Source organism: Ideonella sp., from assembly GCF_036277275.1.
In the GTDB taxonomy this organism is placed as follows: Bacteria; Pseudomonadota; Gammaproteobacteria; order Burkholderiales; family Burkholderiaceae_C; genus Ideonella.
Map to the genome: position 1 here is coordinate 1 of NZ_DASUNH010000065.1, position 26755 is coordinate 26755.

Below are 26755 nucleotides of genomic sequence, written 5' to 3' on the forward strand. Positions count from 1 at the left end.
GCCGAGCTGCGCGCGATCGAAGGCAACTGGCCGAAGATCAAGTTCCACGCGCTGCGCGAGCACGCGGGGCTGGTGTTTCAGAAGCGATTGGAGGGGTGACGGCGATCGACGGCGCTGTTCAGTAGGCGCTGATTTCGATTCCCATCAGGCGCGCCTCGGGCTTGAACGCCGTCGTGCTGCGCGGTGATTCGGGGTAGAAGATGCTGGTGTAGTCGACCCGAAAGTGCATCCGCGGCGACGTCGCTTTGAAGCTCGCATATTCGCGCTGTTCGATATCGCTCTTGCGGATCACCACCAATCCGCCGTAAGCAGCGGCGGCATCGCTCAGCAGCGAGCCCGAGCCAATCCCGCGGGCGTCCTTGCACCAGGGGTGGTAGGTTGCCAGGTTCCGCAAGACCGTCTTGTCGGGAAGCGCCCCGGGTGGGATGTCGTAGCCGATGTCGCTGATCACCAACGTTTGGCGATCGACCACCACCGCGAGTTCCACCAGTTCGTCCAATCCGGCACGGCGCTCGAATTTGGCTTCGGGCCATGCCTTGCGCGCTTCACCCAAGGTCATCCCGATGCGCAGCGGCCCGATGCTGTTTTCGGTGATGAGGCACGACAAAGTGGGTGGCCCCACGTCGTAAGCATCGGCGGGCACGACCTGGGCCGCCGCGGTGCCCACGGCCAGCGCCAGCATCGCGGCACCCAGCGCGTTCGTCGCTGATGTCATGTCGGTCTTCGGCCCGTCAGTCGAGGATCTGGTACAGGTTGTTGCGGCTGTCGGTCCACAGCTCCAGCCCGGCGATCGGTGCGATGGGCCTGCGCTGCTTCAGCACATCCGGATCGTTGAGGAAGACCTGGTCGCTGGTGACCAGCACCCAGGCTGATGCCGTCTCCGGATACTTCTCCTCGTTGCGCATGTAGACGGCTTGCAAACCGGCGTTTGCCGCCAGATCGGCCACCACCGGCTTCAGGTTGAGGAAGAGGTTGGAGACATGGAAGGCGATGATGCCGTTGGGCTTCATGTGTGCACGGTAGATGTCCATCGCCTCCTTCGTCAGCAGATGGACCGGGATCGAGTCGCCGGAGAAGGCGTCGACCACCAGCACGTCGAACTGGCCGGGTTCACCGCGCTCCAACTCGGCCTGCATCTGCAATCGCGCGTCGCCCAGCACCACCTGGATGTCCGCCGCGGAGTCCTTCAGGAAGCTGAACTCGCGCTGCGCGATCAGCTGGCTTTGCGGGTTGATCTCGTAGAAGCGGATGACATCCTTGTCCTTGCCATACGCCGCCATCGTGCCGACGCCCAGGCCGATCACACCGACGTTTCGAGGCGCGTCCGCGAACCTACGCATGGCATGTGCCACCCCGCTCGACGCCCCGTAATAGGTGGTGGGCATGGCGATCTTCTCGGCCGAGCGAACCTGCAAGCCGTGCATGATCTGGCCGTTGTTCAGCACGCGCATCGTCTCGCCGTTGAACTTGCGCTCGACCACCTGCGACGCAGCGTAGAAGTTTCTCATCCTCATCAGCGTCCCATTCATGTCGTGGTTGATCGAGGCGCCAGCCATCAGCACCGTCAGCACGGTGCTGACGATGGCCAGCGCCAGGACGATGTAGGCCGCCTTGTTGGCGGTCAGGTAATGCCTCAGCAGCACCAGCATCAAGCCCGCAGTGATGACGAGCACCACCGGAAACTCGTACATGCCGTCCAGCACATTGGGCGCCACCACGCCGATCAACGTGCCCCCCACCGCGCCACCAAGACTCAACGTCAGGTAGAACCGCGTGAGGTACTCCGCAGCAGGCTTGCGCAGACTGAGCTCGCCGTGAAAGAACATGCAGCAGCAAAAGGTGCCGATGCCGTAGGCAGGAACCGCCATCATGACGTTGATGTCGGCCGGCGGTGTGTTCAAGCCCCATGACATCGCGATGAGCGACAGGATCAGCGGCGCCGCGAAGATCGAGCGTCGATACCAACCGCGCCCCTCGAAGCACAGGACGAAGGTCAGGAGGTAGAGCGACAACGGCAACAGCCACAGCATCGGCACCGCCGCGATGTTCTGCGTGATGTGGCTCGTCACCGAAATCAGCATCATCGAACCCATGGCCGACAGGGTCAGCCAAAGGGCGTAGTCCTTGCGAGTGGGCGTCAACGACGACGCCTGGTGCGCAGCCGGAACCGTGGCGGCGGCCTCCGGACGCGGCGCATTGCGGCTGGCCCATGCACACCCCGCGCACAGCACGGCAAAAGCGCCGAAGGCCAGGCTCCAGTAGGTCGATTGCTGCACGCTGCCCGCATACGGCTCAATGCTGAACGGGTAGGCCAGCAGTGCGGCCAGGGAGGCCAGGTTTGACAATGCGAACAGCCGGTAGACCTGGCTGCCGGGATACAGGCGGGTGTACCAGGCCTGCAGCAGCGGCCCGGTCGTTGCCAGGCAAAAGTACGGCAGGCCCACGGTCATGAGCAGCAGGAGCAGCACCTGGCTGATAGGCGCATTCTGCGGATCGGGCTTTAGCCATTCACCCGGCAGGATGGGCAAGAAGGCCACAGCAGCGCCCAACAACACGACGTGCAGCAGGGCATGCGAGCGCGGCTTGAGCCAGCGTGTCGCAAGATCGGAGTACGCGTATCCCGCCAGCAGCATCAATTGAAAGAACGTCAGGCAGGTGGTCCAGACAGCCGAGGTGCCGCCGAACCACGGCATGATCTGCTTCGCGATGATCGGCTGCACCAGGAACAGCAGGAACGCCGACAGGAAGATGCAGGCAACGAAGAGATAGCGGGTGGCGCTGGCGACGCGAACGACAACCGGCGCGCCGCCGCTGGCGACTCCCACGGGCAAGGACGTCTGACTCATTGGAGGACCATTTCTACGCGGCGGTTGCGCGCCCTGCCCGCCTCATCAGAGTTGGGAGCCGCCGGCGCGATGTTGGCGGCTCCCTTCGCGCTCATGCGCCGGGCGTCGATGTTGAAAGGGGCAGCGGCCAGGGCCGCCACGACAGCCTGGGCCCGCTGCTGAGACAGGGCCAGGTTGGCGTCGAAGTCGCCGGCGTTGTCGGTGTGGCCGACGATGAACACCTTCCACGCCGACTGGCTCTTCAGCAGCGCCGCCATCGCCTCGAGCTGCGGCTTGGAATCCGGCTTCAGTTGGGCCTTGCCGGTGTCGAAGAACAGGCCGCCGAGGGTCGCCCGGCCCTGCTCGTTCAAGCCCGCCTGCAGCGCAGCGGCATCTGCAACCTCGACCTGGCCAGTGGCCATCGCCTTGGGTTCGACGATCTGCAGCAAGGCCGTGGCCAAGCCGGTCTTCTCGTTTGCCGCGTCGCTGGTGTACAGCAGCACCTTGGCTCCGCGCGGCGACGTGCCAACCCAGAAGCGGCCGCGGCTGGACTGCAGTGCCGAAGTCATGCTGTAGCGGCCTGAGCCTTCACCCGCGGGAATGCTGCCCTTCGTCTGCCAGCGCAGGCCTTCGGTCGGCTTGGTGTGCCGGTACCAGGCCCAATAGAACGCGTCGCAGGACTGCTCGCACGAGAATTCACGCTTGAAGCCTGCCGCGGCAAAGGCTTGTTCGTGGTTGCGAAAGACCTCCAACGGGCTCTTGCCGGCAGGTGTCAGGTAGACCAGCCGCGTGATCTCGCCTTCGAGCGTGACGGCATCTTTCAGGCGATCGCTGGCAGCCACCGCCGGGCTCGTCGGCCACAGCGTCTGGTCCCACGGCTGCTTCTGGTGACCGATGAGCCAGGACCCGGCAAAACGCCGGACGATCGGATGGTCGACACCGCCGGGCACGTCGGTGCCCCATGGCACGTCAGCGGCCGCGGCCGAACCGGCCAACATGAGGGCCAGGAACGCCGATGGCAGGCGGCCAGGAGGGCGGTGCAACGGCGTCACCGCCTGCAGGAACTGTGTCATGGGATGGAATTCAGACGGCCAGCGCAAGCGTCATGCCGGGACGCAGCTGCAGTTGCCGGGCCAAACCTGCCCGCAGCTCCAGCGTGAACCGGGCCTGGCGGCAGCCTGCGGCCCGCCAGGGACGCAGTTGCTCGACGACCTTCGCGATCGTGCCGTCGGCGCGCACGAACACCACGTCGATCGGGTAGCGCATGCCCAGGGTGTGGACTGAATTGCACGGCGCAATCCACAGCCCGCACGGGTCTTCCAGGGCGGGCGTCGCCAACAGGCCGATGGCGCGGGACCACCAGCGCGCGGCCTGCCGGATGCGCCAGGCCGTGCGCTGGCCGTCGACGTGCAGATTCATCAAGGACATGGGACCCCGCGTGCCGTCGGCCTACATGCCCGAGGCCAGGAACTTCATGACGATCGGGAAGCCGATGACGACGAAGGTGCAAGGGAAGATGAACATGATCAGCGGGCCCAGCATCTTGACCGGCGCTTCCATCGCGAGCTTCTCGGCACGCTGGAATCGTTCGGTTCGCCGCTGGTCGCTCTGGGCCCGCAGGATGGGGCCGAGGCTGGAGCCCATCAACTCGCCTTGCACCAGCGCACTGACCAGGCTGGAGATCGGCGCGTAGTCCATCCGATCGGCCAGGTCGCGCAAGGCTTCGATCCGCGGCTTGCCGGCGCGTACGTCGCGCAGCACGCGGTTGATTTCCACCATCAGCGGCCCGGGCTTGCACTTGTCGACCGACTTCTGCAGCGCGCCGGTCAGGTTCAGGCCGGCCTCGATCGACAGCGTGACGATGTCCAGAAAGAACGGCAGTGCCTTCAGGATGGCCAGGTTGCGGGCCTTGGTGTGGTCGTTCAGCCAGATGTCGGGGTACGCGTAGCCGAACAGCCCGCCCAGCAGTGCACCTATCAGCAGCATCCCATCACCGGCCAGCGACATACCCACCGCCACGCCGAGCAACAATCCGACGAGCTTGCCGCCGAAGAACTGGTGCGGCGTCAACGCGTACTCCTGGCCCGCCTTGCGCAGCCTGGCCAGCAGCGCTGCTTCGCGCTCGCCTCGCAGCAGGAAACCGAAGGTGTTGGCGAAGATGTTCACCGCCGGCCACAGCCACCGAAAACCGGTCGGCGGACGGTCGCGGTAGATGGTTTCGGCACTGCCCAGTTCGGCGACCAGGCGCCAGATCGAGAAGGCCGCGATGGCCAGCGCGCCGCCGGCCATCATCGAGACGAGGAGTGCGTCGTTCATGCTTGTCGCCTACACATCGATGGTGACGATCTTCTTGATGAAGAAGCCGCCCAGCATCAGCATGACGAACACCCCCGCCATCACGCCCCAGCCGTACCAGGTGACGAACAGCGGCATCATCGACGCCGGGTCCATCACATAGAGGATGCCCGCCAGGAAGATGGGCAGCATGCCGACGATGATGCCCTGCAGCTTGCCCTGCGACGTCAGGGCCTTGATCTTGCCTTCCATCACCTGCTTGGCGCGCAACGTGCTGGACAGGCGATCCAGGATCTCGGACAGGTTGCCGCCCACTTCCTTCGCGATGCTCATGGCCGACACGAACAGCTCGATGTCTTCGACCTTCAGGCGCTGCGCCATGCCGCGCAGCGAGTCTTCCAGCGCCAGGCCCAGACGCTGCTCGCGCAGCAGCAGCGAAAACTCCTGCGAGATCGGTGCCGGGCTTTCCTTGACCACCATGTCGAGCGCCTGTTGAAGACTGGCACCGGCGCGCAGCGAACCGGCCATCATGGTCAACGAATCAGGCAGCTGCAGTACCAGCTTCGCCATGCGGCGATTGCGCATGACCACCCACGCCACGCGCGGAAAGATGGCGCCGGCCAAGGCGGCCACCACCGCAAAGAACAGCGCCCCGGTGGCCAACCAGACGAACAGCGGCAACAGCACAAACAGGGCCACGTTGGCCCGGAACAGCGCACGCGGGTCGACGAAGAGGAACATGTCCTCCAGCGAGACCCGCGCGTTCTCGGTGAATTGCTCGCGCCAGTTCTGGTAGGCGCCGCGCAGCGTCCACAGGCCGGCCATCACAGCGCCGAGCACCATCAGGCTGATCAGCGCGTACTCGAGCATCATCCCCGGCGCTCCTCGTCATCGCGCGGTGGCAGCCCGTCGTTGAAGATGCCCAGGTCGAGCGGCACGCCGATGCGGGCCAGCTCGTCGTAGAACTCGGGCACGAAGCCTCGGCCGACGAAGAAGCCCTGCGTCTTGCCGGCGGCATTGATGCCCGTCTGCTCGAAGGCAAACACCTCCTGCAGCTGAATCTTGCCGCTTTCGACACCGGTGACTTCGACGATGCTGGTCACCTTGCGGGTGCCGCAGGCAAAGCGCGTCTGCTGCACGATGATGTCGATCGCGGACGCCACCTGTTCGCGAATGGCCGTGACCGGCAGGTCCATGCCGGCCATCAGCACCATCACCTCCAGGCGCGCCAGCATGTCGCGCGGGCTGTTGGCGTGCGCGGTGGTCAACGAGCCGTCGTGGCCGGTGTTCATCGCCTGCAGCATGTCCAGGGCCTCGCCGCCCCGGCATTCGCCGACGACCACCCGGTCCGGCCGCATCCGCAGCGAGTTTCTTACCAACTCGCGAATCGAGATGTGCCCCTTGCCTTCGATGTTGGCCGGGCGCGCCTCCAGGGACACGATGTTGCTGTGGTGCAGCTGAAGTTCAGCCGCATCCTCGATGGTGACGATGCGCTCGCCGTCGGGGATGAAGTTCGACAGGATGTTAAGCAGCGTGGTCTTGCCGGAGCCGGTACCGCCGGAGATCAGCATGTTCTTGCGCTTTTCGACGCACACCCGAAGGAACTCGATCATCGCCGGGCTGGCCGAGCCGAACTTCAGGAGGTCGTCGGAACCCAGCTTGCGCTTGGAGAACTTCCGGATCGTGATCGACGGGCCCTTCAATGCCAGCGGCGGGATCACCGCATTCACACGCGAACCATCCTTCAGCCGCGCGTCGACCATCGGCGAGCTTTCGTCGATGCGGCGCCCGATCGGTGCCACGATGCGCTCGATGATGCCCTGCACGGCACGGTCGCTGGTGAAGACAGCAGGCCAACGCTGCAGCTGACCGGTGCGCTCGACGAACACTTCGTCGTGCCGGTTCACCATGATTTCAGTGATGGTCGGGTCGGCCAGCAAGGGCTCCAGCGGGCCCAGCCCGATCGCCTCGTCGCGCACCTCGTCCAGCAGGTGCTGTTTGTCGATGTGCGGCGGCAGGTCAGAGCCCATCTTCGCGATGAGGTCTCGAATCAGCTTCTCGGTCAGCTCGCGAAGATCGTCGTCCGCCATCCGGTGGGTGTCGGTACGCCGCACGTCGAACGCTTCCAGCAACCGATCATGGAGCAGGCGCCGGAACTTGTAATGCTCCTCGTTGATCGGCGAAGGCGTGGGCGGCGCGGGCTCGGCGGCAGCCACCGGTGCCGGCGCGGCTGGCGGCGGGGCTGGCGCGCGCGCGGCAGCGGGCGCGGGGGCGCGACTGGTGGATTTGGCCGCGGTCGGCTTCTCCGGCGCCTGGGTCAGCTCCGCATCGTCCCCGCCCGGGCGGTGCCACATCACCTTGAGCGAATGGGAGCCGATCTTGATCTCGTCGTTGTTGCCCACCGGGTGAGCTTGCTCCAGCTTGCGGTCGTTGACCAGCGTGCCGAAGGTCGAGTCGAGGTCGCGGACGTACACCCGATCGTTCGAGACAAACACTTCAGCGTGGCGCTTGCTGACGCGCCAGCCTGGCAGCGTGACTTCGCAATCGAGGTCTTTGCCGATCACACATCGCGGCGCATGTATGCGCAGCGGATTGGTGCCTGACGCCGAACTACCGGCGATTTCGATCGTGAGCATGGAGTGTCTCGTTAGCTTAGCGGCTGCCGCGTGAGGAGCCGCCTGCGGGGTTGCTGTCGACGACAGGCGTCGGATCCGCTTCCTTCTTGTCCACCCGCGCCCGCGTTCTCTCGTCGGTCTCGGCAGCCATGGCCGCAGCGCGCTCCAGGCCGGCCCGGTTCAGGGCAGAGTCCGGCACGATCACCCGCGGCGTGGCAATGACGAACAGCTCGGTCTGCTCGGTTCGAGCTTCCTTGGCGCCGAACAGCAGGTTGATGAAGGGCAGGCGGCCAAGGCCCGGCAGCGCGTCCGACGACTTGTCAGACTTCTGCCGCAGCAGGCCGGAGATCACCAGGGGCTCGCCGGACTTCAGCGCGACCTGCGTCTCGGTGCGGTTGGTCGTGAACGCAATGAAACCGCCATTGGCGTTGCGGGTATCCGGCTCGCTGACCTCGATCAACAGATGCGAGTCGATGTTGCCTTGGCTGTCGGCGACCGGCTTGAACTCGATCGACACACCATACTGCTTGTACTCCACCGACACGACGCCGAAGCCTTGCCCGACCGGAATCGGAATCTCGCCGCCCGCCAGAAACTCGGACGTGCCACCGCTGCGGCACGACAAGCGCGGCTCCGCCAGCGTCCAGGCGTCACCGTTTTGCTCGAGGAACTGAAGGGCGGAGGTAATCTGGGACGCCAGCCCCAGGTAAGTGGCAATCGGGTGTTTGGTGGTGACCGGCGCGAAGCCCGTCTCGGGACGGAACGGCGTGTTGGCGTAGCCCAGCGCCGAAGTGGCCAGCGTCGGCCCGTTCGCGCTCGCCACCCACTTGATGCCCAGTTGGTCCAGCGCGCGCTTTTTCACCTCGACCACGCGCAGGTCGATCTGCACCATGCGCTCGAGCTGCAGCGGGTCGGCATCGGCCGGCGCTTCAGGCACCAGGTTCAGCACCTGGGGAAAGTGGGTGGTCAGCAGCTTGATGCGCGCCGCCGCCTCGGCGTTCGGGTAGCGGCCTTCGATGACGATGCGCTCGCCCACCGTTCGCGCGGCGATGCCCGGCGTTTCCTTCAGCAAGGCGTGGAGATCTTCGATGACCTGGCCTGCGCGAGACGCCAGCACATTCAGCTCGTAGCTGAGCTGTCGGCCATTGCGCAACCAGACGTGCATCACCGTCTGTCCGGCAGCTTCGGCCAACAGCACGATCTCGCGATCGTCCACCACCGTGGCCTTGACCAAGGCGCCGTTGCCGATGGCGATCCGTGCGACGCCTGTCAGGCCGATGGTCGACACCTCGCCGACGGCCATCACCCTTTTCAAGCCGGTCTCGACAACCACCGGCGTTGCCGGGGCACGCACCGCTGGGCCCGGTGGCCGCTGTGTCTCGATCAAGGTGCCTGGCGTGGTGATGACCGGCGGTGGATTGACCTGACCGCGGCCTGCGCCAGCGTCACGCGGCGACGCAGGCGTCCCCGCTGTTTGAGCCCATGCCAGGGCAGCAGGCACGAGTGCCAGGCTCAGCGGCAGCAGGCCGCGAGCAACGAAAGACGTAACGGGCGACAACAAAACGCTTCCCCCCAAGATGACTTATCCTGTTTTTGGTCGATTGCATGCGAGCTCAGCGCACGGAAGGCACCGGCGCAGCCGGGCCGGCGCGGTTGTTCTTCGCCTGGCCGGCCGGTGACAGAGCGGCCGACGCCAAGCGAGCAAGTTGGAACTGGGTGTCGGCGGGGCCACTGCCACCGCCACCGACGATGTATTCGATCGTTGGGCCCAGATTGGCACGGCCGTCGCCATGACTGGCCAGGTTGGCAGCGGTCAAGGCGCGCGTGCCGTTAGGGGCCTCGTCTTCAGGGTGACGCAACACGGCGGTCAAGCGGCCAGACTCCTTGGCCACGATGATGCGGTTGGCGTCGTAGGGCGACACCTCGAGCGTGATGGTCGAGAACGAACGCTCCTGGCCGGACTCGTCGTCGCGTTTCGTCAGTGACTGGTCGGTGGCCAGAATGGCCACGTTAGACAGCAGCGGCGCAGTGACATCCGCGTCCTCGCTGCTCGCGTTCACCGGCCGGGCGGAGTAGATCAAGTCGATGCGGTCGCCAGGGCGCAGCATGCCGGAGATCGAGTTGACAGCGTCGACTTCGAACGTCAGCGCGCGCAGGCCTTTTTTAAGCGTGGCCGAAAAGACCTGGCCGCCGTTGCCTTCGGAGTGGACGGGCAACAGCACGTCGCCGCGCTTGATCGGCACCGCCAGACGCTGACGCTCCATCGAAGCGAACTGCTCCGGCCGGATCGCATCGGCGTGCACGAACTCGGCGGGCACCTCACGCACCGCCATCGTTTCGCCAGAAATCGATTCACCCCGCTGCATGTCGCGCTTGGCGACCACCACGCTCACGGTTTGCTTGCCGCTGTTCGCTTCTTCTTCGAGTTGCGCCATGCGACGCTGGATCACGTGGTTGCTGAGAACGACCGCCCCAATGCCCAGCGCGATGGCCACGCCCAGCAGGAGCCAGTTGGTATTGATCTTCGGTTTCTGGAAAGCCATGGACAACGCCCCTTCCGGTCAGGGAAGCGAAAGGTAGTAAGTGAGATTGCGGAAGAAGGCTCGGATCATGTCGGTCAGGTACTGCGCACCGGTCCTGCCGCCAAAATCCATCAGGAACAGCGCCGACGCCAGCACCCCGCCGATCAGCGCGTACTCCAGCATCGCCTGGCCGCGCTGGCCAGAACGCATGCGCCGCGTCAACAGCGCGGCGGAAAACGAATGGGGCAACCGGTTCAAAGTTTTCATGGCCGCGCTCCGTCAACAGGCCCCAGCAGATTGGCAGTAAGGTAGGTTTTGCGGTCGGACGGGCGCCAGCTCATCGCCAGGTCGACCGATTGCGGCGGTTTGGCAAAACTCGCCAACCACGTCTTGATGCCGTCGCGATCGACCGGCGGTTGGTTCTCGAAGACGATCTTCCAACCGCGCCGCAGCCATTCGCCTCGCCAACGCTGCAAGTTCAAATCAAAACTCTCCGTGCTGACCATCGTCACCAGCTGGCTGCGTTGCGGGCCGTCAGTGGATTCGGTGATCTGCGAAATCTTCGTGTCGAAGAACCGTGGCAGCTGCGCCGGGATCGGGTCCTTGCGCACACCGCCGAAATGCGCCGTGCTGATCAAACCTTCGCTGCCGGACGGCTTGCGTGACTTGACCTGCACGGCAATCTGAAAGTCGCCCGTGAGCGTGGACAGGCCTTGCCAGCCCCCCGCACTCGTTTCGCGCGGCGGGCCGGCCTTGGCACCCGCCCAACGCGCGCGATAGAAACTCAACACTTCGCCCACACTCAGTTCCGACTCGAATCGCTCGATGCGGGTCGGCAATCCATTGACGACCGAATCACGAGCCACCCACTCCAACTTGGCACGGGGCGGCTCTGGCACGCTCGGCCATTCAGGGTCCGCCAGAGCCCCCGGCGATGCCATGACCAACATTGCAAAGCAGGCCCAGCGACACGAACGTGCTATTTCACGCATGCGCTGTTGTTGGCCGGACCGCCTTCCAGGCGGTGGCCGGGCACCACGTCGGGTTTGATGCAACCGATCTTCGGCCCTTCCGGCTCGAACAGGTCCAGTGCTTCTTCCAGCAAGCCGGTCAAGATGCCCGGGATGTACGCCGTCGGCACAATCGTGGCCGCCGCATCACGGGTGGACTTGGAGCCGCCACTGTTCAGCGAATCTCCCGCAGCCGCCGTGGCCGCCGCAATCACCAGCGGCTTGGGCGAGTCGGAGATCAGGTCCAGCTTGTTGGCCAGTGTCACTTCCACACGCGCCACCTGGCCGCCCTTGTATTCCTTGCTGGCGGTCTTGGTCATCAGGTCCATCGCCTTGGTGACGGTGCCCGTCCCGATGGGCGCGTCGCCCCAGGCCAGCGTGATGTTCTTTTCCGGCTTCGTCAGCAGCGGGGCGCCGCCCAGGTCCGTCCACAGTGTCGGCTGACCCTTTTCCTTCTTCAGCTTGTCGATGCTGTCGTCCGACTGCAGATGGCCGTGGTTCAAATAGTCGCCGTCCGCAAAGAAGCGGGTGCGCATCTGATCGGCCAGGACGCTATCTGACAGCCGTGCGGTGCTCGGCTCCCGCGCGCGTTGGAAGGCGGCATAACGGCTCGCCTGGGTGGCAGACATCTGCAGGTCCCCATAGCGCCCGGCGTAGGTCACAGCCATGAAAATGGGCGTGAGCACCGCCAACGCCACGAGGAATTCGGCGATCGATTGGCCGCGTTGCACTGAACGGACCGCACCTGTGTTCGGATTCTTCATCAGTGTTCTCCCAAAGGCGTTTTTGCCGGTTGAGCCACGAAGCTGCGCACTGCCCCAGCGCTGAATCTTTCGGCCGGGATCGGGCTGCCGTCGCTGAAATCGACGAGTTGATCGTTCAAGTAGGCGGTGTTCTCGCCGAGCAACTGGTCGAGCGCGTCGCCTTCGGTCGAGCCGGAACTCTTCAAGACCACCAGTTCGTGGTGACCGTTGTGAACGTAGATCGGTTGACGTGCGTAGAGGCAAAAATCGGCAGCCGGGCTGCCCTTCTTGTGGCCCTCGGCCTTCAGGCCGGCGGCCCGCATCTGCTTGGCGATGATGTCGGAGTCCCACACGCAACTCGCGCGACCTGCGTTTTCGATTGGCAGGCCAGTGACGTCGTAGGTCTTGGCCTTCTTGCCGCAGCCTTTGCGCGGCGCCGCCACCGTGTCGACCTGGTTGGCAGCAGGTTCGGGCCGGTTGTAGTCGAGCAGCTTGTTGATCGAGGTGGAGCTTCCCTTCGTCGCGCTGCCGCACATCTGGCCCGCCCACCCGGAGCGCTCATGAAACAGCATCAGCTGGCACGTGCCGCTGGCCGGATCGGCCGCCACGCGGCGCACCGTGTGGTACGTCGCATGGTTCGCGCCGTCGAAGTACTCCTTGGCCTCGACGACTGCCAGCTTGGCGAGGTAGGTGTCCGACGGCAATGACACCGGGGCACCCAGCGGCAGGTTCTTGACCGCGCGACAGGCTTCGACACTCAGCTTGATGGCGTTCTTCAAGCCATCGAGATTGCCTGTGGCAACCCGATGGACATGAATCGGCGAGCGGCTGTCCTGCGCGACACTCGGTGCGCAGGCCACCGTAAGCGCGACGGCCAGCATCGGCCACCTCGGCCGAAGCACCGCGAACTTGTCGGCCACGAAGATCACTTCTGCCCCCCGGGGGTGTAGAGGATCTTGTCGGGCAGCATGTCCATGGCCAGCAGCAATTCGCCCTTCTCGACAGCCGTCAGGTCCGTCAGCCGGGCCTGCCAGTACGGGCTGAACAGCGAGCCGTATTCCTTCGCGTTATCGGGGCGCCACAGGGGGTTCGCGGTCTTGTCGTTGAGCAGGCCGCGCTGGGGCCGCTCGAAGAACACCCGCGCCTTGGCCAATGCGGTGTATTGATCAGCCTCCGCCCGCTCCTTCATGTCGGCGGAACCGGTGACTGCAGGCGTGTCTTGCCCGATGCCCATCTGATCGGTGGTCAGAACCGCAGCGCGCGACTTGCGCGTTGCCACGATGAAATCGACGCCCAGGCCGGCACGCGCGTCCGCAGCCTTGTCGCGCACATCGAACACATTGGGCACGCCGGTCCAGTTGGAGAACTTGCCGCTGTTGCCGCCATGCGAAGTAGCGTCCGAATGCGCCAGCTTCTGCGCCCAGCGCTTGGGCTCCCAGACATCGCCCGACGAGCCATCCGGGTCGGCATTCGAGCGGCCCCAACCAATGGGTTGGTACTCTTTGCACATGCCGGATTTGCAGGGCACCTTCTCCCAGATCTCCAGGGTGTCCTGCGTTTCCCAGCGGTCGAAGCCCTTCAGGACCGATCCGCCGTTTTTCTCGGTGCCCACCAGGCCGGCATTGAGGTTCAGGTACCACTCACCTTTGCGCGACGTGGAGAAACCGTCGCGCGAGTTCAGCACGACCTCTTTCGAGTCTTGGCGTTCGTTGGCGGAGTACTGCCTGGTGAAGTTCCACCACCGGGTCTGGTTGAGCGCGAACGTCGCCGCGCGGACCTTGGGCCGCTTGTCGATCTCGACGCCGACGTCTTCGTGGTTGCCGAAGTGCGTACGGTTGGCGTCGACGACCTTGGTCGCCGCGTCCTCGGCCAGCACGCCGCCGCCTTTGATGACCACGGTATGGGCTTGCGCCAAGCCCCACTTGGCGGTCTCGATCAGCGGGATGACGGCCTTGTCATCCGCCTTGACCAACATGTCATGGGCCTTCTCGGTCGCGTCGGCGAGCTTGTCGAGAATCTGACCGATGATCTTGATGGGCGGAATGAAGATGCCGACGATGTCTGCCAGCGTGCCGAAGTTGTCGGCTGTCGTGCCGAAGTACTGCAGCCAGCTTTCGATGCTGAGCATCTGGATCAGGAAGGCCTCATTGGCCATCATCGCGCGGTTGTTGTAGGCCGCCAGGTTGAGCACCCGGGCCTGCACGGTCGCGCCAGCGAGCGCGCCAGCATCGGCCGCGTTGACGGTGCGTTGCTTGGCCACCGTGATCTGGGCGGTGTTGAACACGCCATACAGGATCGCGGCGCAGGCGACCATCGTGCCCATCAGCCAGATCACAGCCTGGCCGCGCACACTGCGGCGCGACGCGCCGGCAACCTTACGCACGGTGAACTTCATCGCATCTCCCTTTCCACATCCAGTGCACCGGCCGCCATCGGCAGCCACGGTGCGCGCATTGCATTGCTCTGCGCCGCCCTCGGAAGGTCAGCTCTGTTTGACCAGTTCGACGCGCCGGTTCTTGGCACGCCCTGCCTCATTGCGGTTGTCGGCGATCGGCGACTCCTGGCCTCGACCAACCGCCACCAACCGCTTGCCATCGATGCCTTGCGCCACCACGGCCTTCACGACCGCCTCGGCGCGCGCCTGCGACAGCTTCTTGTTGTCTGCCGCCGAACCGACGTTGTCGGTGTGTCCTTCGATGCTCAGCTTCAGTTTCGGCGACTGCTTCATCAGCACCGCTATTTCCTTGACCGCTGCGACGCCATCGTCCTTCAGCACCGCCTGGTTGGTGTCGAAGTTGATGTACAGCGTGGCGAAGCCGCTGCTTCCAATTTCCTTGGCCAGCTGCCCCGCCTGGACCGACTGCGCCATGGCCTGATGCTCGACGATCGTGAGGTAGTACTCCGATTCGTACGGGACCTTGAGCAGCACCGAGACGGGCGCCTTGCCCGGTTGCTCGATGCGAAAGACCTGCTGGCCCGACACGTCGGCGTCCGGCGGAACGCTGATCAGCTTGCCGCCCAGCTTCTCGATCGCCGCCTTGTAGTTGCGGAAGATTTCGATCTTGCTGCGCTCGCTGCCGGGCTGCGCATAGGTGATTCGCGTCACCTTTCCTTCGAAGCTCATCGGGCCGGTGTACTTCGCACCCTTGGCTTCGTGCAGGTCGTAGTCGGGATCCAGCGCGACGGCGTCAAAGGCCTTTGCCGACTTGCTGCGGATCTCGAAGCCCGGCATTCCGCTGAGCAGCGGATGGTCTCGCTCGTCGGAGTCGGCAGCCCACACGGTGGGCGCCAGAACTGCTGCCAGAACAAGGAGGAACAGACCACAGAGGCGGCGCGCAATCATTCTCATGTCAATCTCTGGTCGCCATGACCGACCAGGCCGCGGGGGTTGACACCACACCGGCCCATTCCCCCTCGACAGGGGCTCACGGCGTTACTTCGTGTTGGCAGGCTCTGTGAAGTTCTCGAGCCCGATCTTGGCCTCGGCCTCGATGGTCACCATCTTGCCGGTTGTCTTGGCAGACTTGTTGGCATCCTGAGCAGACGTGCCGTCACCGCCCAGTGCCGAAGCAATGCCCGCGGTTTGATTGCGCACTATCCGGCCATAGAGGTTGTAGACACCAATCGCCGCGATCGCGATCAGCGCCACGATGATGATGTACTCGGTCATTCCCTGGCCGCGCACGCGACGACGGGCGCTCATGCTTGCACGCATCGACTTCTCCCCAACCGCACCTGAAGATATCGGACGGGGGCGTGTCAACAGACGACGCCCCCATGAATACTCAAGCCGGGACAGCTTACTTCGGCTTGACGGTGGCGCCGGCCGTGAAGTTCTCGAGGCTCTTGGTCTCGGAGGCTTCCTTGACCGATTCCTTGCCGTTGGTGACACCCTTCTTGTTGGCCTTCTGGGCATCAGTACCAGCACCGCCCAGTGCGGCAGCCATACCGGCCGTCTGGTTGCGCACCGTGGCGCCGAACAGGTTGTAGACACCGATCGCCGCCACTGCGATCAGCGCGACGATGATGATGTACTCGGTCATGCCTTGACCGCGCGCGTGGCGCTGCGACTTGTTGGCGAACAGCTTCATGAAGTTTCCTCACTTGCATAGTTGACGAAGGGCCCCGCAGCGACGCAAAGCGCCGGGCTACGACAAAACACAGGCCCAAAGGGTCGCGAAACCGTTTACTTTTGGTTCGCTGGCGCAACCATATTCGTACGGCCTAACAGCTGACATCCCCCTAATCCTGACCTTTGTGCAACACGGAGTAAAAGTTTTGAAACAGTGATGCGGATCCCGTTTCGCGCTTGATTTGTCGCACCTGCCGCGTGAGACTCGCGCGCCACAAGTCACATAGACAGGGGAGAGATGGTGCGGGCGGCAGGCGTCGCGATGAGTTCAGCAAGGCGACCAGCGCGAGCAATGCCCCGGCAGTTGCTGCGCTTGCGGCCTGCGCACGTGCGCGTTGATGGCGTGGCCCTGATGTTGTGGCTGGGCGCCGCCGTGTGCGGCGTGATGCTGGGTCTCGGGGCCGCGTGGCCTTCAGCGTGGCCATTCTGCTGGCTCGCGCTGGCTGGCATGTGCGTTCTGGTGATCTCGGCGTCCAGGCGCTCTTCGTTACAAGGCCTGTTCGCCATTGCGTTGGGGTGGGCGGCATGGCAGATTGCCGGCACCGGCTGGATTGTCCTGGGCGTGCGCGAGGGCGACCACACGTTCGCCTGGCAGCTCGCGGTGCTGGCCTTCTTCGGCATCACCCACCTGTTGCCACTCGTGCCCGTCTGGTGGCTGCTCGACTGGGCAACCCGGGGCCCCGATGCGTCACACGATCGAGACCCCGTTCGCCTGGGTTTGCGCGTCGGGCTGACGCTGGCGTGCGCGGAAACACTGCGCCAGTTTGGATGGTTAGGCAGCGGTTATGCCAGCCTGGGCTCGGCCTTCGTCGACATGCCCGGTGCCAAGTTGGCGCTGCCGTTGGTCGGCGCCGCTGGCTGGGGCTGGGCGGTGTGGTGCAGCGCGGCCTTGCTCGCGTTCGTCGTGTGGTTTCAACTGGCCGGCGCGCGACGAGCCAGCGGAGTGGCTGCCGTTGGTTTGATGCTTTGCCTCGCCGGATGGGCCGCCTTGTGGCAGCTGGAGCAGCAGCCGCGTCCGCGGTGGATGGACCTGAACGACAACGCCGAAGTGGCCGCCCTGATCGTCCAGCCCCCTGCCGAGCGAGGCAAGCGTTGGACGCGGGAAGCCCGCGACGAAGCGCTGGATCAACTGGAAGCGGCGCTGCGCATGGCCTCACCCGGTACCGTGCTGGTTACCGCGGAAACCTATTTCCCCGAGCCTCCGCCGAAGGTGGCCGAAGGCGCTTGGCTGGATCTGGTCAAGCGCGTGCGGGCGTTGGGGGTCCATGTGCTGGTGGGCATGCCGCACCTGCTGCGCGACAACGAAGGCGTTCATCTGATGAACGCGGTGGTGCAGTTGTCGCCCGACCGTCAGTCGCTGTATGCGAAGGAACGGCTGGTGCCAGGCGGCGAGTACCTGCCTTGGCCCGAGCTGCTGCAGCCGCTGTACGAGCAGATGTTCGAAAAGGCCCGCAACGGCCAACGCAGCGGCCCGCCGGAACTGCAGGCACCACTGTTCGCCGGGGGGCAGGCCATCGGAACGTCGATCTGCCACGAGCTGGCTTTTCCGCTCACGATGGTGGAACGGGCACGCGGCGCCAACTGGCTGGTCAACCTGGCCGACGACATGTGGATCGACAACACGCTGTACCGGCAGCAGATGCTGACGGTGGCTCGGCTGCGGGCCATGGAGTCGGGCAAGCCGGTGCTGCGGGTGAGCCAGGGCTCGACCTCTGCGCTGATCGCGCCCGATGGCCAGGTCACGGCGCAGGCGCCGGATTCAGCAGCCCACCTGCTGCCCATTCGCCTGCAGGCCCGCGATGGCCACACCCCTTATCACCGGGCCGCCCTCTGGCTGGCCTGGATTCCGCTGGCGCTGGCCGGTGCCTGGTGCTTGCTGGCCATGTTCCGCCGCCCCTCCTCCAACGACCCTAACTCACCACCATGACCACCCGATCGCCTCGCAACTCGAACTGCCGACGGCACCGTGCCCGTGGCATCACGATGGTTGAATTCGTCATCGTGTTTCCGCTGGCCACGCTGTTCGTGCTCAGCCTGATTCAATTCGGCATGGTCTACATGGCCAAGCTGACCCTCAACCATGCGACCTTCATGGCCGCACGGATCGGCTCCCTGCACAACGCCCGAGAGGACGAGATTCGGGAGGCGCTGATTCGCGGCCTGAGCCCCTTCTATCAGGACAGCACGATCAGCGGCGACAAGGAGCGCCTGGCCAAGGCCTATCTCGAATCCAAGTGGCGGAACGAGTCGCTCAATCCGTTCAAGGCCGAGATCGAGATCCTGAGCCCGTCGAAGGACACCTTCGCCGACTTCGGCGTGAAGGATCCGAAAACCAAGGCCACCTACATCCCGAACGACAACCTGGAATGGCGCACCTTGGCCACCGGTGCCAAGTCGAAACAGAACATCCGTGACGCCAACCTGCTGAAGATTCGCGTGCGCTATGGCTACGAAATGAAGGTGCCGCTGATCGGGGGGGTCATCTCGCGAATGATGTGCAGCGGCTCGATCGGTGTCGAGGCTTACGGCAACGTCAAACCCTGGGACGCGCTGCTGCTGTTCTCATCCCCGGACGACTGCCTGAAGTACTACAAGCGACCGCTGTCCGACGGCAAGGTCTACATGCCCATCGAAAGCTTCGCGATCGTCGAAATGCAATCCCGCGCGGAACAGAACTGAGTTGAGCTGAACAAGGAGTTTTTTAGTGTTGAAGAAGAATGACTGGGCCGTCTGCGCGGCCCTGCTGGCCGGCACCGTCACTTTGTCCGCCTGCGGCGGTGGTGGCAATGAATCCGGCGAGCCAGGAGCGCCCTACGCATCACCGCCCGCCGTCGGCGTCAAGGGAGGGGAGGGCACTTGCTACGCCGGCCCCGGCCCGACCGTGTTCATCTACGGGGGGCAGCCGCCCTACAAACTGGACAACTCCCTGCCTCAAGGCATGCAGGTTGACAAGCAGGTCGTCACCGACAGCGGCCAAGGGTTCACGATCACGTTCAACGGACAATGCATGGAAGCCATTCCCGTCACGATCGAAGACGACATGGGCCGGGTGCTGGCGGTGCCGGTCACCAACGAGGAAGGTGCATGAGACACAAGCGCCAGCACCGGTGGCCGGCCTGGCTGGCCGTCGCGGCGCTGCCCGTTTTCGCTGGGACACAAGCGCCGGAGGGCGTGCGCATCTGCCGAAGCGGCTCGGTAGAGATGATCGTCGGTGGCGCCACGTCGCCGGCTGCCAGCTGCGCTGCGCCGGGCCCGACCACTCCCATCGCCAACGCCAGCCGGGGCGCATCGGGTCATCGCGTGCGGCTCGATGAAGGCGGGGCCGAGCGCCGCAGCATTCTTGAGGAAGAACTGAGTCGGGAACAGGCGGTGCTGAACAGCCTGCTGAAGGCCGGCCCGGCGGCCGACTCGGCAATGTTGGCGCGCACCCAATCGAACATCGCCGCGCTGCGGCAGGAGCTGGCCCGCGCCAACCCATGAAGCCGGTGGCGGGGGAGCCCGGGCTGTCGAGGCAACAGCTCCTGGCGGTGTATGGGTTGACGCCGCTGCTGCTGGCGATGGTCGTGCTCGACCTCGGTGCATTTCATGGCCGCCTGCGCGAGATGCTGCCACACAGCCCGGCGGCGCTGCCGATCTACAGCGTGGTCTTCGGCTTCCCACACGTGATCGCCAGCTTCTTCTTTCTCGGCGATCGTGATCTGGCGCGCGACGCGATGCCGGTGCTGCTGCCGTCGGCCGTGCTGGCTTCGGTCGCAGCGTTGATCGCGTTATCGATCCTGGATTCGCGTCAGGTCGGCCTGGCGTTGATCCTGACCACCATGGTGCATGTGCTGGGCCAGCAAACCGGCATGGCCGCCGGGCAAGCCGGCTTGAATCGGGCCGGCTGGCGCGGTGCAACGCTGGTTTGGCGGATTCTGCTGGCGGGCGTGGGCTGCGCAGCGGCCACCGCGATCGGCGGCGAAGCGATGGTGGCAGTGGTCGAGTTCCCGGATCCGTGGTTGCTGATGGCCGGCATCTGCCTGCTGTTGAGCACACCGCTGGCCGCCTGGCTGGCCTACCGCGCGCGCCAACACGGCGGCGACGTACGGGCACTGCTGAGCATGCAACTGACGGCGGTTGGCGGCTACGCTCTGGTGATGCTGGGCTACCCTTTGCTGAGCATCTGGCTCTTTCGCTTCGTGCACGACGTGACCGCGTTCATGGTCTATGGCACCGTGGCCAACACGCGCGCGCGCGCCGCACCGGGCGCCAACCGCCTGTATGCATTGATCGGCTTGCGGGGCGCCCTCACCGGCTGGATGTTGTGGCCCATGGCCATCGCACTGACCTACCTGGCCTCGCTGGCGGTGCCGGTCGTCGCGCTGGTCGCCCTGACGTGGACGCACTACCTGGCCGAGCATCGCATCTGGCGGCATGGGTCACCGCTGCGCAAGTGGTTGCCCTTGCGTTGAGTGACCCACGCGCGCCTGAACGCGCAACGCGTCTGTCCAGCCCGGCTCAGGGCTTTTCAATGCGGGTCGAGAAGCCGACCTGCCGCGCATCCAGCGCGTTCACGGCGTGCACGGCCACCAGGTAGCTGCCACCGTCCTTCAGCGGTTTCGCTGACGGAAATTCTTCGGGGTACTGGATACGCGGCAGCAAGGTCTGGCCCTCGCCCATCATGCATTCGCTGCTGGTGACCGACTCGCTCAAGCAGTTGCGATCGAACACCCTGGCCAGGTAGAACACCGTCGTTCCCTGGCTGGGCCAGGTCCAGGTCGGCGTGGTGCCGCCGCTGGAGCTGATGACGAAGTCGCTGGGGCTGTTGGTGCTGCCCCCGGACAGTCTCCAGGTACCCAGGGCAGCAATGTCATGGGCGCAGTCGCTGCCACCCGAGACGTGCACCTTGCCGCCCGCGTTGGTGTACGTGCCGCTGAATTCATCGGCGCCGGCATCGTAGGTGCCGCGGTACGCACCGCCGACCTCGACGTTGTCGACCGTCCCCGTCCAGTCACCATCGAGCCCGGAGGTGCTGCGCATGCCGCTGATGGTGCCCACGTCCGCCCCACCCATGCAGCCGACGTACGAGAAAGGCATCTGTCCTTCGAACGCACCGCTTTCGGGCGGCAGGCGCACGATAAGCGTGCCCGGCGTCGGGTCTTCGGGGTTGTTGGTCGGGTCCTCCTGGTAGTAGCCGACGTAGAGCTTGTCCTCGCTGTCGGCGTCGTCACCGCTGCCGCCGCCGCAGCCGGCCATCAGCGTGGCCACAGCCAGGGCGACACCTGTCGCCATGCGCACAGTTGAAGCGTTAGTTGGTCGGTTCAGTCGTTGGTTCATGATTGTTCTCGCCCAAAGGACGGCCAACGCCTGGGCGCCCCGACCGGCTGACGTGAATGTCATCGCAGTCGTCGCAAGTCGTAACCCCGAGGCGTTCCGCGTCCGGCGCGACAATCGAGCACCATGGCCACCCCCCCCTCCACCGTTGCTTCGCCACGCTCACGCTGGGCGCTGTACCTCGACCTGATCCGCTGGGATCGGCCGGCCGGCTGGTTGCTGCTGTTGTGGCCGTCGCTGTCCGCGTTGTGGATTGCCGCCGACGGATTTCCGGGCTGGCATCTGGTGACTGTCTTCGTGCTCGGCACGATCCTGATGCGCAGCGCCGGCTGCTGCGTCAACGATGTCGCCGACCGCGAGTTCGACAAGCATGTCAAGCGCACGGCGAACCGTCCGGTGACCAGTGGCGCCTTGCCGGTCAAGGAGGCATTGGGCCTGGGCGCGGTGCTCGCGCTGCTGGCCTTCGGCCTGGTGCTGACGACCAACCCGCCGACCATCCTGCTGTCGTTCCTGGCGCTGGCGGTCGCCATCGCGTACCCGTATGCCAAGCGCTTCGTGTCGATGCCGCAGGCGGTGCTGGGCGTGGCGTTCAGCTTCGGCATCCCGATGGCCTTTGCGGCGGTGCAGGGCAGCCAGTTCTGGAACATCGCCGCCATCGGCAACGCGGTGCCATGGCACGCCTGGCTGCTGCTGGCGATCAACCTGTTCTGGGTCTTGGCCTACGACACCGAGTACGCGATGGTCGACCGCGACGACGACCTGCGGATCGGCATCCAGACATCGGCCATCACGCTGGGCCGTTATGACGTGGCCGCCGTGATGGCTTTCTACGCCGTGTACCTGGTCAGCTGGGGCTGGGTCACGACGCGCCTGGGAGTGCCGAAGCTGGTCTGGGCCGGCATTGCGCTCGGCGCTGCGCAGGCTGCTTGGCACTACACGTTGATCCGCAAGCGTTCACGCGACGGCTGTTTCAAGGCCTTTCGATTGAATCACTGGGTCGGCTTCGCCGTGTTCGCCGGCACGGCGCTGGCACTGGCCCGGCTCTGACGCGCCGCCGCACTCGGTTCGGCGGGAAACGTCAGCCCGCGCAGGCCCCGACGTGCTTGCCTTCGTACTTCATGTGCATCTTCGGGATCACGGTGCCGCTGCCGTTGCGATCCATCAGGTTGGTGCCGACCAGGGTCATGTTGTAGCGGTCACCAGCGTAGCTGCCGTCGACTTCGATCGTGGCCGGCTTGCCGGGCTGGGCGCATTCGAAACGGCCATGCGCCTGGCCTGCCCCCGCCTTGACCTCGATCGGCTTGCAGCCCGATTGCACCGCCTGCGACACCATCGTCTGCAGGCGCTGTTCGATGCTTTGGGCGGCTTGAGCGGCCGTCATGCACTCCTGGCGCGGCGGAAACGGCTTCCAGTTCTGGCCGTCGGCGGAGATCGCGCCTTGTTGCGACCATTGCCCTGCTTTGGGGTTCTCAGCGAAGGCAGTGGCGCCGACGGCGGCGAGGGTCAGCGCGAGCAAGGGGGTACGGAAGAGGCGCGTCATTGAGCAGGCTCCTGAGTGTTGGCGATGGATATCTAACGCCGAGAGCCCGACAGCGTGCACGCCGACGCGGGCCAGGCGGTGTCGCGGTGTAACCGCGGCCGCCGCACGCCACTCACCCGCCGAACTCGTCACCCAGTTCTTTCGCCCGTCGCGCAGCCGCGTGCAGCGCCTGCACAAAGGCGTCCATCACGCCGTGCTCGTCGAGTGTCGTGATCGCGGCGTGGGTCGTGCCGCCTTTGGAGGTCACGTTCTGCCGCAACACCGCAGGCGCCTCGTCGCTTTGCGCAGCCAGCGCCGCAGCGCCGGAGAACGTGCCGACGGCCAGGCGGCGGGCCTGCTCGGCGGACAGGCCTAACTCGTGACCTGCTCGCATCATTGCTTCGACGAAATAGAAGACGTAGGCCGGGCCGGAGCCGGACAGCGCGGTCACGGCGTCCAGCTGCTCTTCGCGCTCGACCCACAGCAATTCGCCGGTAGGCGCGAGCAAGCGCTCGACGCCCGCGCGTTCGTCGGCCGTCACCGCCTCGCTCGCGCACAGGCCGGTCATGCCACGGCCGATCAGCGCCGGCGTGTTGGGCATCGTGCGCACCACGCGGGCACTGCCGGTGGCCTGGGTGATCGCGCGGCTGCGGATGCCGGCCATCACCGACAGCTGCAGCGCGCCCTTCACATGCGCGGCACAGGGCTGAGCAGCCTCCTTGAACAGCTGCGGCTTGACCGCCCACACCACCAACGTGGCGCTCGCCAACGCGGGGCTCGCCGCCGCTTCGACCACCACACCGAACTGTTGGCGCAGCTTGTCGGCCTGGGCCGCGAAGGGCTCGATCACATGGATCGCGGAAGGCGCGTGGCCCGACTGGATCAGCCCGCCGATCAACGCCGAGGCCATGTTGCCGCCGCCGATGAAAGCGATGGTCGCAGAGGTGAGATTTGCCGTCATGGCCGGCAGTGTAGAGGTCCCGCGCCCTGTACACATGAGCAGATGCGGATGGGGTTATGCAAACAATGCATGCAGCTCCGAGACAAATTCAGCCCTCTCTTCACTAGAGTGCCGACCCATGCTGCGGCGGCTGACTCACGAGGTGAGCCACCGCTGTATTCACATCTTGGAGTCCACGAGAAATGTCCAGCCCGCTTTCCTTTGTCCACCCGACTGCTGACAGCCCCTGGGGCACCTACCTGTCGCAGGTCGACCGCGTCACGCCCTACCTGGGCCACCTGGCCCGCTGGGTCGACACGCTCAAGCGCCCGAAGCGCGCGCTGATCGTCGACATCCCCATCGAGCTGGACAACGGCACCGTCGCCCACTTCGAAGGCTACCGCGTGCAGCACAACATGTCGCGCGGCCCGGGCAAGGGCGGCGTGCGCTACCACCCCGACGTGACGCTCGAAGAGGTGATGGCGCTGTCGGCCTGGATGAGCATCAAGAACGCCGCCGTGAACCTGCCTTATGGCGGCGCCAAGGGCGGCATCCGCGTCGACCCGAAGCTGCTGTCGAACAAGGAGCTGGAGCGCATGACGCGCCGCTACACCAGCGAGATCGGCATCATCATCGGCCCGCAGCAGGACATCCCCGCGCCGGACGTGAACACCAACCCGCAGATCATGGCGTGGATGATGGACACGTACTCGATGAACGTCGGCGCCACCGCCACCGGTGTCGTGACCGGCAAGCCGATCCACCTCGGCGGTTCGCTCGGCCGCGTCAAGGCCACCGGCCGCGGTGTCTTCGTCACCGGCCGTGAAGCCGCCCGCCGCATCAACCTGGACCTGAACGGTGCCAAGGTCGCGATCCAGGGCTTCGGCAACGTCGGCTCGTCGGCCGCCGAGCTGTTCGCCCAGGCGGGTTCGAAGATCGTCGCCGCGCAGGACCACACCGGCACGATCTACAACGGCAGCGGTTTCGACCTGGCCGAGCTGATCCCCCACGTCAAGGCCACCGGCGGCGTCGCCGGCTTCAAGGGCAGCGAGCCGATGGGCAACGAGGAGTTCTGGGACGTCAAGTGCGACATCCTGATCCCCGCAGCGCTCGAGGGCCAGATGACCGCCGACCGCGCCCGCCGCACCACTGCCAAGCTGGTGCTCGAAGGCGCCAACGGCCCGACCGTGCCGGCCGCCGACGACATCCTGGCCGACCGCAACATCCTGGTCGTGCCCGACGTGATCTGCAACGCCGGTGGTGTGACCGTCAGTTACTTCGAGTGGGTGCAGGACTTCTCCAGCTTCTTCTGGACCGAAGACGAGATCAACCTGCGGCTGGACAAGATCATGGTCGGCGCGCTCAAGCGCATCTGGGACGTGGCCGACCAGCACCAGATCACGCTGCGCACCGCGACCTTCGCGGTGGCCTGCGAGCGCATCCTGGCCGCACGCGAAGAGCGCGGCCTGTATCCCTGATATTGGGGGGTCGTGGCGGCTGCTGTCATCGGCAGCGCTAGACTTCGCGTTGCAGCCTAGCCGGTCACTTCGGGTGGCCGGCCGGTGCGTCAAGCCGGGCCCGAGCCCGGCTTGCGTCTTTTGAAGAACCCTCCACGGAGCCCCAATGAAACAACGCCTGACGACGCTTGGCGTCCTGCTGATCGCTGCCAACGCTGCCTGGGCCGGCAATTCAAAACCTTCGATCGAACACTGCGATCGGGAAATGGGCACCTTGGCCGTGGCGGAGCCGCAGGATCACATCCTCACCCGGCTGTCCTACTACAAGCTGGGCTCGCCCTCCACGATGCTGCGCATGATCGCGCAGGAATCCGGCTGCTTCGTCGTCGTCGAGCGGGGCGCCGCGATGCAGAACCTGCAGCAAGAGCGCGCGCTGGCCGCGGGTGGCCAGCTGCAGCAGGGCTCCAACATCGGCGGCGGCCAGATGCAGGTGGCGGACTTCGTGTTGACGCCGGCGGTGCAGTTCAGCGACGACAGCGGCGGTATCGGCGGCTCGGTCAGCGGCCTGCTCAGCCGCGCCGGCGGCGTGCTGGGCCACTTGAGCAGCGTGGCCGGCGGGGTCAAGTTCAAGGAAGCCGAGACGACGATTCTGGTTGCCGACGTGCGCTCGGGCATCCAGGTGGCCAGCGCCGAAGGCAAGGCCACCAAGATGGATTTCAGCGTCGATGCCTGGGGCTGGGGTGACCTCGGCTGGGCATCGGGCGGTGGCTACAGCAAGACGCCGGAAGGCAAGCTGATCGCGGCCAGCCTGCTGGACAACTACAACAAGATCGTCCAGCAGATTCGCAACAAGCCGCAGCTGATCCGCACCACGTCGACCGCGTCGATGCAGAACGCCTCGCAGTCGCTCGCGGCGACGGGCAGCGGGTCCGTGGGCCAGCCCTCGGCCGCGGCGATGGCCGCGATCCAGCCGACCAGCGGCGGCGCGCTGCCGGCCATGCTGATCGGTGCCTTCTCAGGTCAGTACAGCGGCGGCGACAGCGGCATCTTCTCGATCATGGTGGGCACCGACGGCAAGGTCAGCGGCGTGGGCCAGTCGGCCAGCGGCAGCAGCTTCACCGTCAGCGGCATGGCCACCGCGAACGGATCGATCGTGATGAGCGGCGCCGGCCAGGCCGGTGCGTCACAGTTCACCGGCGTCATCGATCCCAACAGCGGCTCGATGGTCGGCACGTGGCGCCTGAAGAAGCAGCAGGGCAACTTCAACGGCCGCAAGCAGTAAGCCCGCTCGCTTTTGGCACCAGGCCACCTTCGGGTGGCCTTTTTGTTGGCCGACTGGCGGCGCCCATCGATGAAGACGCAGGGTTGCGGAACAATCAGCGGC

Annotated in this window: 28 protein-coding genes; 8 read left to right on the forward strand and 20 right to left on the reverse strand. The window is 65.4% G+C overall.

Translation table 11 applies throughout. The annotated features are described in order from the left end of the window. Positions 1 to 118: 118 nt before the first annotated feature. The 17 genes from VFY73_RS11575 to VFY73_RS11655 form a co-directional block, all read right to left on the reverse strand. Positions 119 to 682 (reverse strand): hypothetical protein, encoded by a 564-nt coding sequence (locus VFY73_RS11575; protein ID WP_329718802.1) that lies wholly within the window; start codon positions 680 to 682, stop codon positions 119 to 121. A gap of 49 nt (positions 683 to 731) precedes the next feature. Beyond that, the gene (locus tag VFY73_RS11580) at positions 732 to 2846 is read right to left on the reverse strand and encodes a fused MFS/spermidine synthase (RefSeq protein WP_329718804.1); all 2115 of its coding nucleotides are present in this window, start codon (positions 2844 to 2846) and stop codon (positions 732 to 734) included. Next, entirely contained in the window at positions 2843 to 3898 is a 1056-nt protein-coding gene (locus VFY73_RS11585) for an OmpA family protein (RefSeq protein ID WP_329718806.1), read from the reverse strand. The genes VFY73_RS11580 and VFY73_RS11585 overlap by 4 nt, the downstream gene beginning before the upstream one ends. A 10-nt stretch (positions 3899 to 3908) precedes the next feature. Then, positions 3909 to 4253, reverse strand: coding sequence for a DUF192 domain-containing protein (locus VFY73_RS11590; RefSeq protein WP_329718808.1), 345 nt, complete (start codon positions 4251 to 4253; stop codon positions 3909 to 3911). A 21-nt stretch (positions 4254 to 4274) separates the two neighbouring features. Next, positions 4275 to 5141, reverse strand: a complete 867-nt coding sequence (locus VFY73_RS11595) for a type II secretion system F family protein (protein WP_329718810.1) — start codon at positions 5139 to 5141, stop codon at positions 4275 to 4277. Positions 5142 to 5150: 9 nt separating this feature from the next. Further along, on the reverse strand, positions 5151 to 5993 hold the full coding sequence (locus tag VFY73_RS11600) for a type II secretion system F family protein (protein ID WP_329718812.1): 843 nt from the start codon (positions 5991 to 5993) through the stop codon (positions 5151 to 5153). After that, positions 5990 to 7756, reverse strand: coding sequence for an ATPase, T2SS/T4P/T4SS family (locus VFY73_RS11605; protein WP_329718814.1), 1767 nt, complete (start codon positions 7754 to 7756; stop codon positions 5990 to 5992). Before VFY73_RS11605 ends, VFY73_RS11600 begins: the two co-directional genes overlap by 4 nt. 16 nt (positions 7757 to 7772) lie before the next feature. Beyond that, positions 7773 to 9122, reverse strand: a complete 1350-nt coding sequence (locus tag VFY73_RS11610; RefSeq protein WP_329718816.1) for a type II and III secretion system protein family protein — start codon at positions 9120 to 9122, stop codon at positions 7773 to 7775. Between the two features lie 226 nt (positions 9123 to 9348). Then, positions 9349 to 10278 (reverse strand): Flp pilus assembly protein CpaB, encoded by a 930-nt coding sequence (gene cpaB / locus VFY73_RS11615; protein ID WP_329718818.1) that lies wholly within the window; start codon positions 10276 to 10278, stop codon positions 9349 to 9351. Positions 10279 to 10296: 18 nt separating this feature from the next. After that, positions 10297 to 10524, reverse strand: a complete 228-nt coding sequence (locus tag VFY73_RS11620) for a hypothetical protein (RefSeq protein ID WP_329718820.1) — start codon at positions 10522 to 10524, stop codon at positions 10297 to 10299. Continuing rightward, positions 10521 to 11198: a hypothetical protein gene (locus VFY73_RS11625; protein WP_329718822.1), complete on the reverse strand. Its 678-nt coding sequence runs from the start codon at positions 11196 to 11198 to the stop codon at positions 10521 to 10523. Before VFY73_RS11625 ends, VFY73_RS11620 begins: the two co-directional genes overlap by 4 nt. 38 nt (positions 11199 to 11236) lie before the next feature. After that, a complete protein-coding gene (locus tag VFY73_RS11630) occupies positions 11237 to 12031 on the reverse strand; it encodes a TadE family protein (protein ID WP_329718824.1) in 795 nt (264 codons plus the stop codon). Continuing rightward, positions 12031 to 12930: a hypothetical protein gene (locus VFY73_RS11635; protein ID WP_329718826.1), complete on the reverse strand. Its 900-nt coding sequence runs from the start codon at positions 12928 to 12930 to the stop codon at positions 12031 to 12033. The genes VFY73_RS11630 and VFY73_RS11635 overlap by 1 nt, the downstream gene beginning before the upstream one ends. 5 nt (positions 12931 to 12935) lie before the next feature. Continuing rightward, positions 12936 to 14405 (reverse strand): pilus assembly protein TadG-related protein, encoded by a 1470-nt coding sequence (locus tag VFY73_RS11640; RefSeq protein WP_329718828.1) that lies wholly within the window; start codon positions 14403 to 14405, stop codon positions 12936 to 12938. 87 nt (positions 14406 to 14492) lie between these two features. Further along, positions 14493 to 15290 carry an OmpA family protein gene (locus tag VFY73_RS11645; protein WP_329718830.1) on the reverse strand — a complete coding sequence of 266 codons (798 nt, stop codon included), beginning with the start codon at positions 15288 to 15290 and terminating at the stop codon, positions 14493 to 14495. Between the two features lie 153 nt (positions 15291 to 15443). Further along, the gene (locus VFY73_RS11650) at positions 15444 to 15713 is read right to left on the reverse strand and encodes a hypothetical protein (protein ID WP_329718832.1); all 270 of its coding nucleotides are present in this window, start codon (positions 15711 to 15713) and stop codon (positions 15444 to 15446) included. Between the two features lie 97 nt (positions 15714 to 15810). Continuing rightward, positions 15811 to 16101 carry a pilus assembly protein gene (locus VFY73_RS11655; RefSeq protein WP_329718834.1) on the reverse strand — a complete coding sequence of 97 codons (291 nt, stop codon included), beginning with the start codon at positions 16099 to 16101 and terminating at the stop codon, positions 15811 to 15813. 333 nt (positions 16102 to 16434) lie between these two features. Between VFY73_RS11655 and lnt the strand changes: the two genes are divergently transcribed. From lnt to VFY73_RS11680, 5 genes are read left to right on the forward strand one after another with little or no spacing between them, the layout of a single operon-like run. After that, positions 16435 to 18069 carry an apolipoprotein N-acyltransferase gene (gene lnt / locus VFY73_RS11660; protein ID WP_329718836.1) on the forward strand — a complete coding sequence of 545 codons (1635 nt, stop codon included), beginning with the start codon at positions 16435 to 16437 and terminating at the stop codon, positions 18067 to 18069. After that, complete coding sequence (locus tag VFY73_RS11665; protein WP_329718838.1) at positions 18066 to 18821, forward strand: TadE/TadG family type IV pilus assembly protein; 756 nt, start codon at positions 18066 to 18068, stop codon at positions 18819 to 18821. Before lnt ends, VFY73_RS11665 begins: the two co-directional genes overlap by 4 nt. 25 nt (positions 18822 to 18846) lie before the next feature. Beyond that, positions 18847 to 19230: a hypothetical protein gene (locus VFY73_RS11670; protein ID WP_329718840.1), complete on the forward strand. Its 384-nt coding sequence runs from the start codon at positions 18847 to 18849 to the stop codon at positions 19228 to 19230. After that, positions 19227 to 19622 carry a hypothetical protein gene (locus VFY73_RS11675; protein ID WP_329718842.1) on the forward strand — a complete coding sequence of 132 codons (396 nt, stop codon included), beginning with the start codon at positions 19227 to 19229 and terminating at the stop codon, positions 19620 to 19622. Before VFY73_RS11670 ends, VFY73_RS11675 begins: the two co-directional genes overlap by 4 nt. Continuing rightward, on the forward strand, positions 19619 to 20593 hold the full coding sequence (locus VFY73_RS11680; protein ID WP_329718844.1) for a hypothetical protein: 975 nt from the start codon (positions 19619 to 19621) through the stop codon (positions 20591 to 20593). The genes VFY73_RS11675 and VFY73_RS11680 overlap by 4 nt, the downstream gene beginning before the upstream one ends. A gap of 46 nt (positions 20594 to 20639) precedes the next feature. On the opposite strand, the gene VFY73_RS11685 is transcribed toward VFY73_RS11680, so the two are convergent. Then, complete coding sequence (locus VFY73_RS11685; protein WP_329718846.1) at positions 20640 to 21458, reverse strand: hypothetical protein; 819 nt, start codon at positions 21456 to 21458, stop codon at positions 20640 to 20642. Between the two features lie 123 nt (positions 21459 to 21581). On the opposite strand from VFY73_RS11685, the gene ubiA reads away from it, so the two are divergent. Beyond that, the gene (ubiA, locus tag VFY73_RS11690; RefSeq protein WP_329718848.1) at positions 21582 to 22502 is read left to right on the forward strand and encodes a 4-hydroxybenzoate octaprenyltransferase; all 921 of its coding nucleotides are present in this window, start codon (positions 21582 to 21584) and stop codon (positions 22500 to 22502) included. Positions 22503 to 22533: 31 nt separating this feature from the next. Here the strand turns inward: ubiA and VFY73_RS11695 are convergent, their stop codons facing one another. Next, positions 22534 to 22995, reverse strand: coding sequence for a DUF3617 domain-containing protein (locus tag VFY73_RS11695; protein ID WP_329718850.1), 462 nt, complete (start codon positions 22993 to 22995; stop codon positions 22534 to 22536). A gap of 112 nt (positions 22996 to 23107) precedes the next feature. Continuing rightward, positions 23108 to 23935: a pyrroline-5-carboxylate reductase gene (gene proC / locus VFY73_RS11700; RefSeq protein WP_329718852.1), complete on the reverse strand. Its 828-nt coding sequence runs from the start codon at positions 23933 to 23935 to the stop codon at positions 23108 to 23110. Positions 23936 to 24117: 182 nt separating this feature from the next. On the opposite strand from proC, the gene VFY73_RS11705 reads away from it, so the two are divergent. Continuing rightward, positions 24118 to 25392, forward strand: coding sequence for a Glu/Leu/Phe/Val dehydrogenase (locus tag VFY73_RS11705; RefSeq protein WP_329718854.1), 1275 nt, complete (start codon positions 24118 to 24120; stop codon positions 25390 to 25392). 145 nt (positions 25393 to 25537) lie between these two features. After that, positions 25538 to 26653, forward strand: coding sequence for a CsgG/HfaB family protein (locus tag VFY73_RS11710; protein ID WP_329718855.1), 1116 nt, complete (start codon positions 25538 to 25540; stop codon positions 26651 to 26653). The last annotated feature ends 102 nt before the right edge of the window (positions 26654 to 26755 follow it).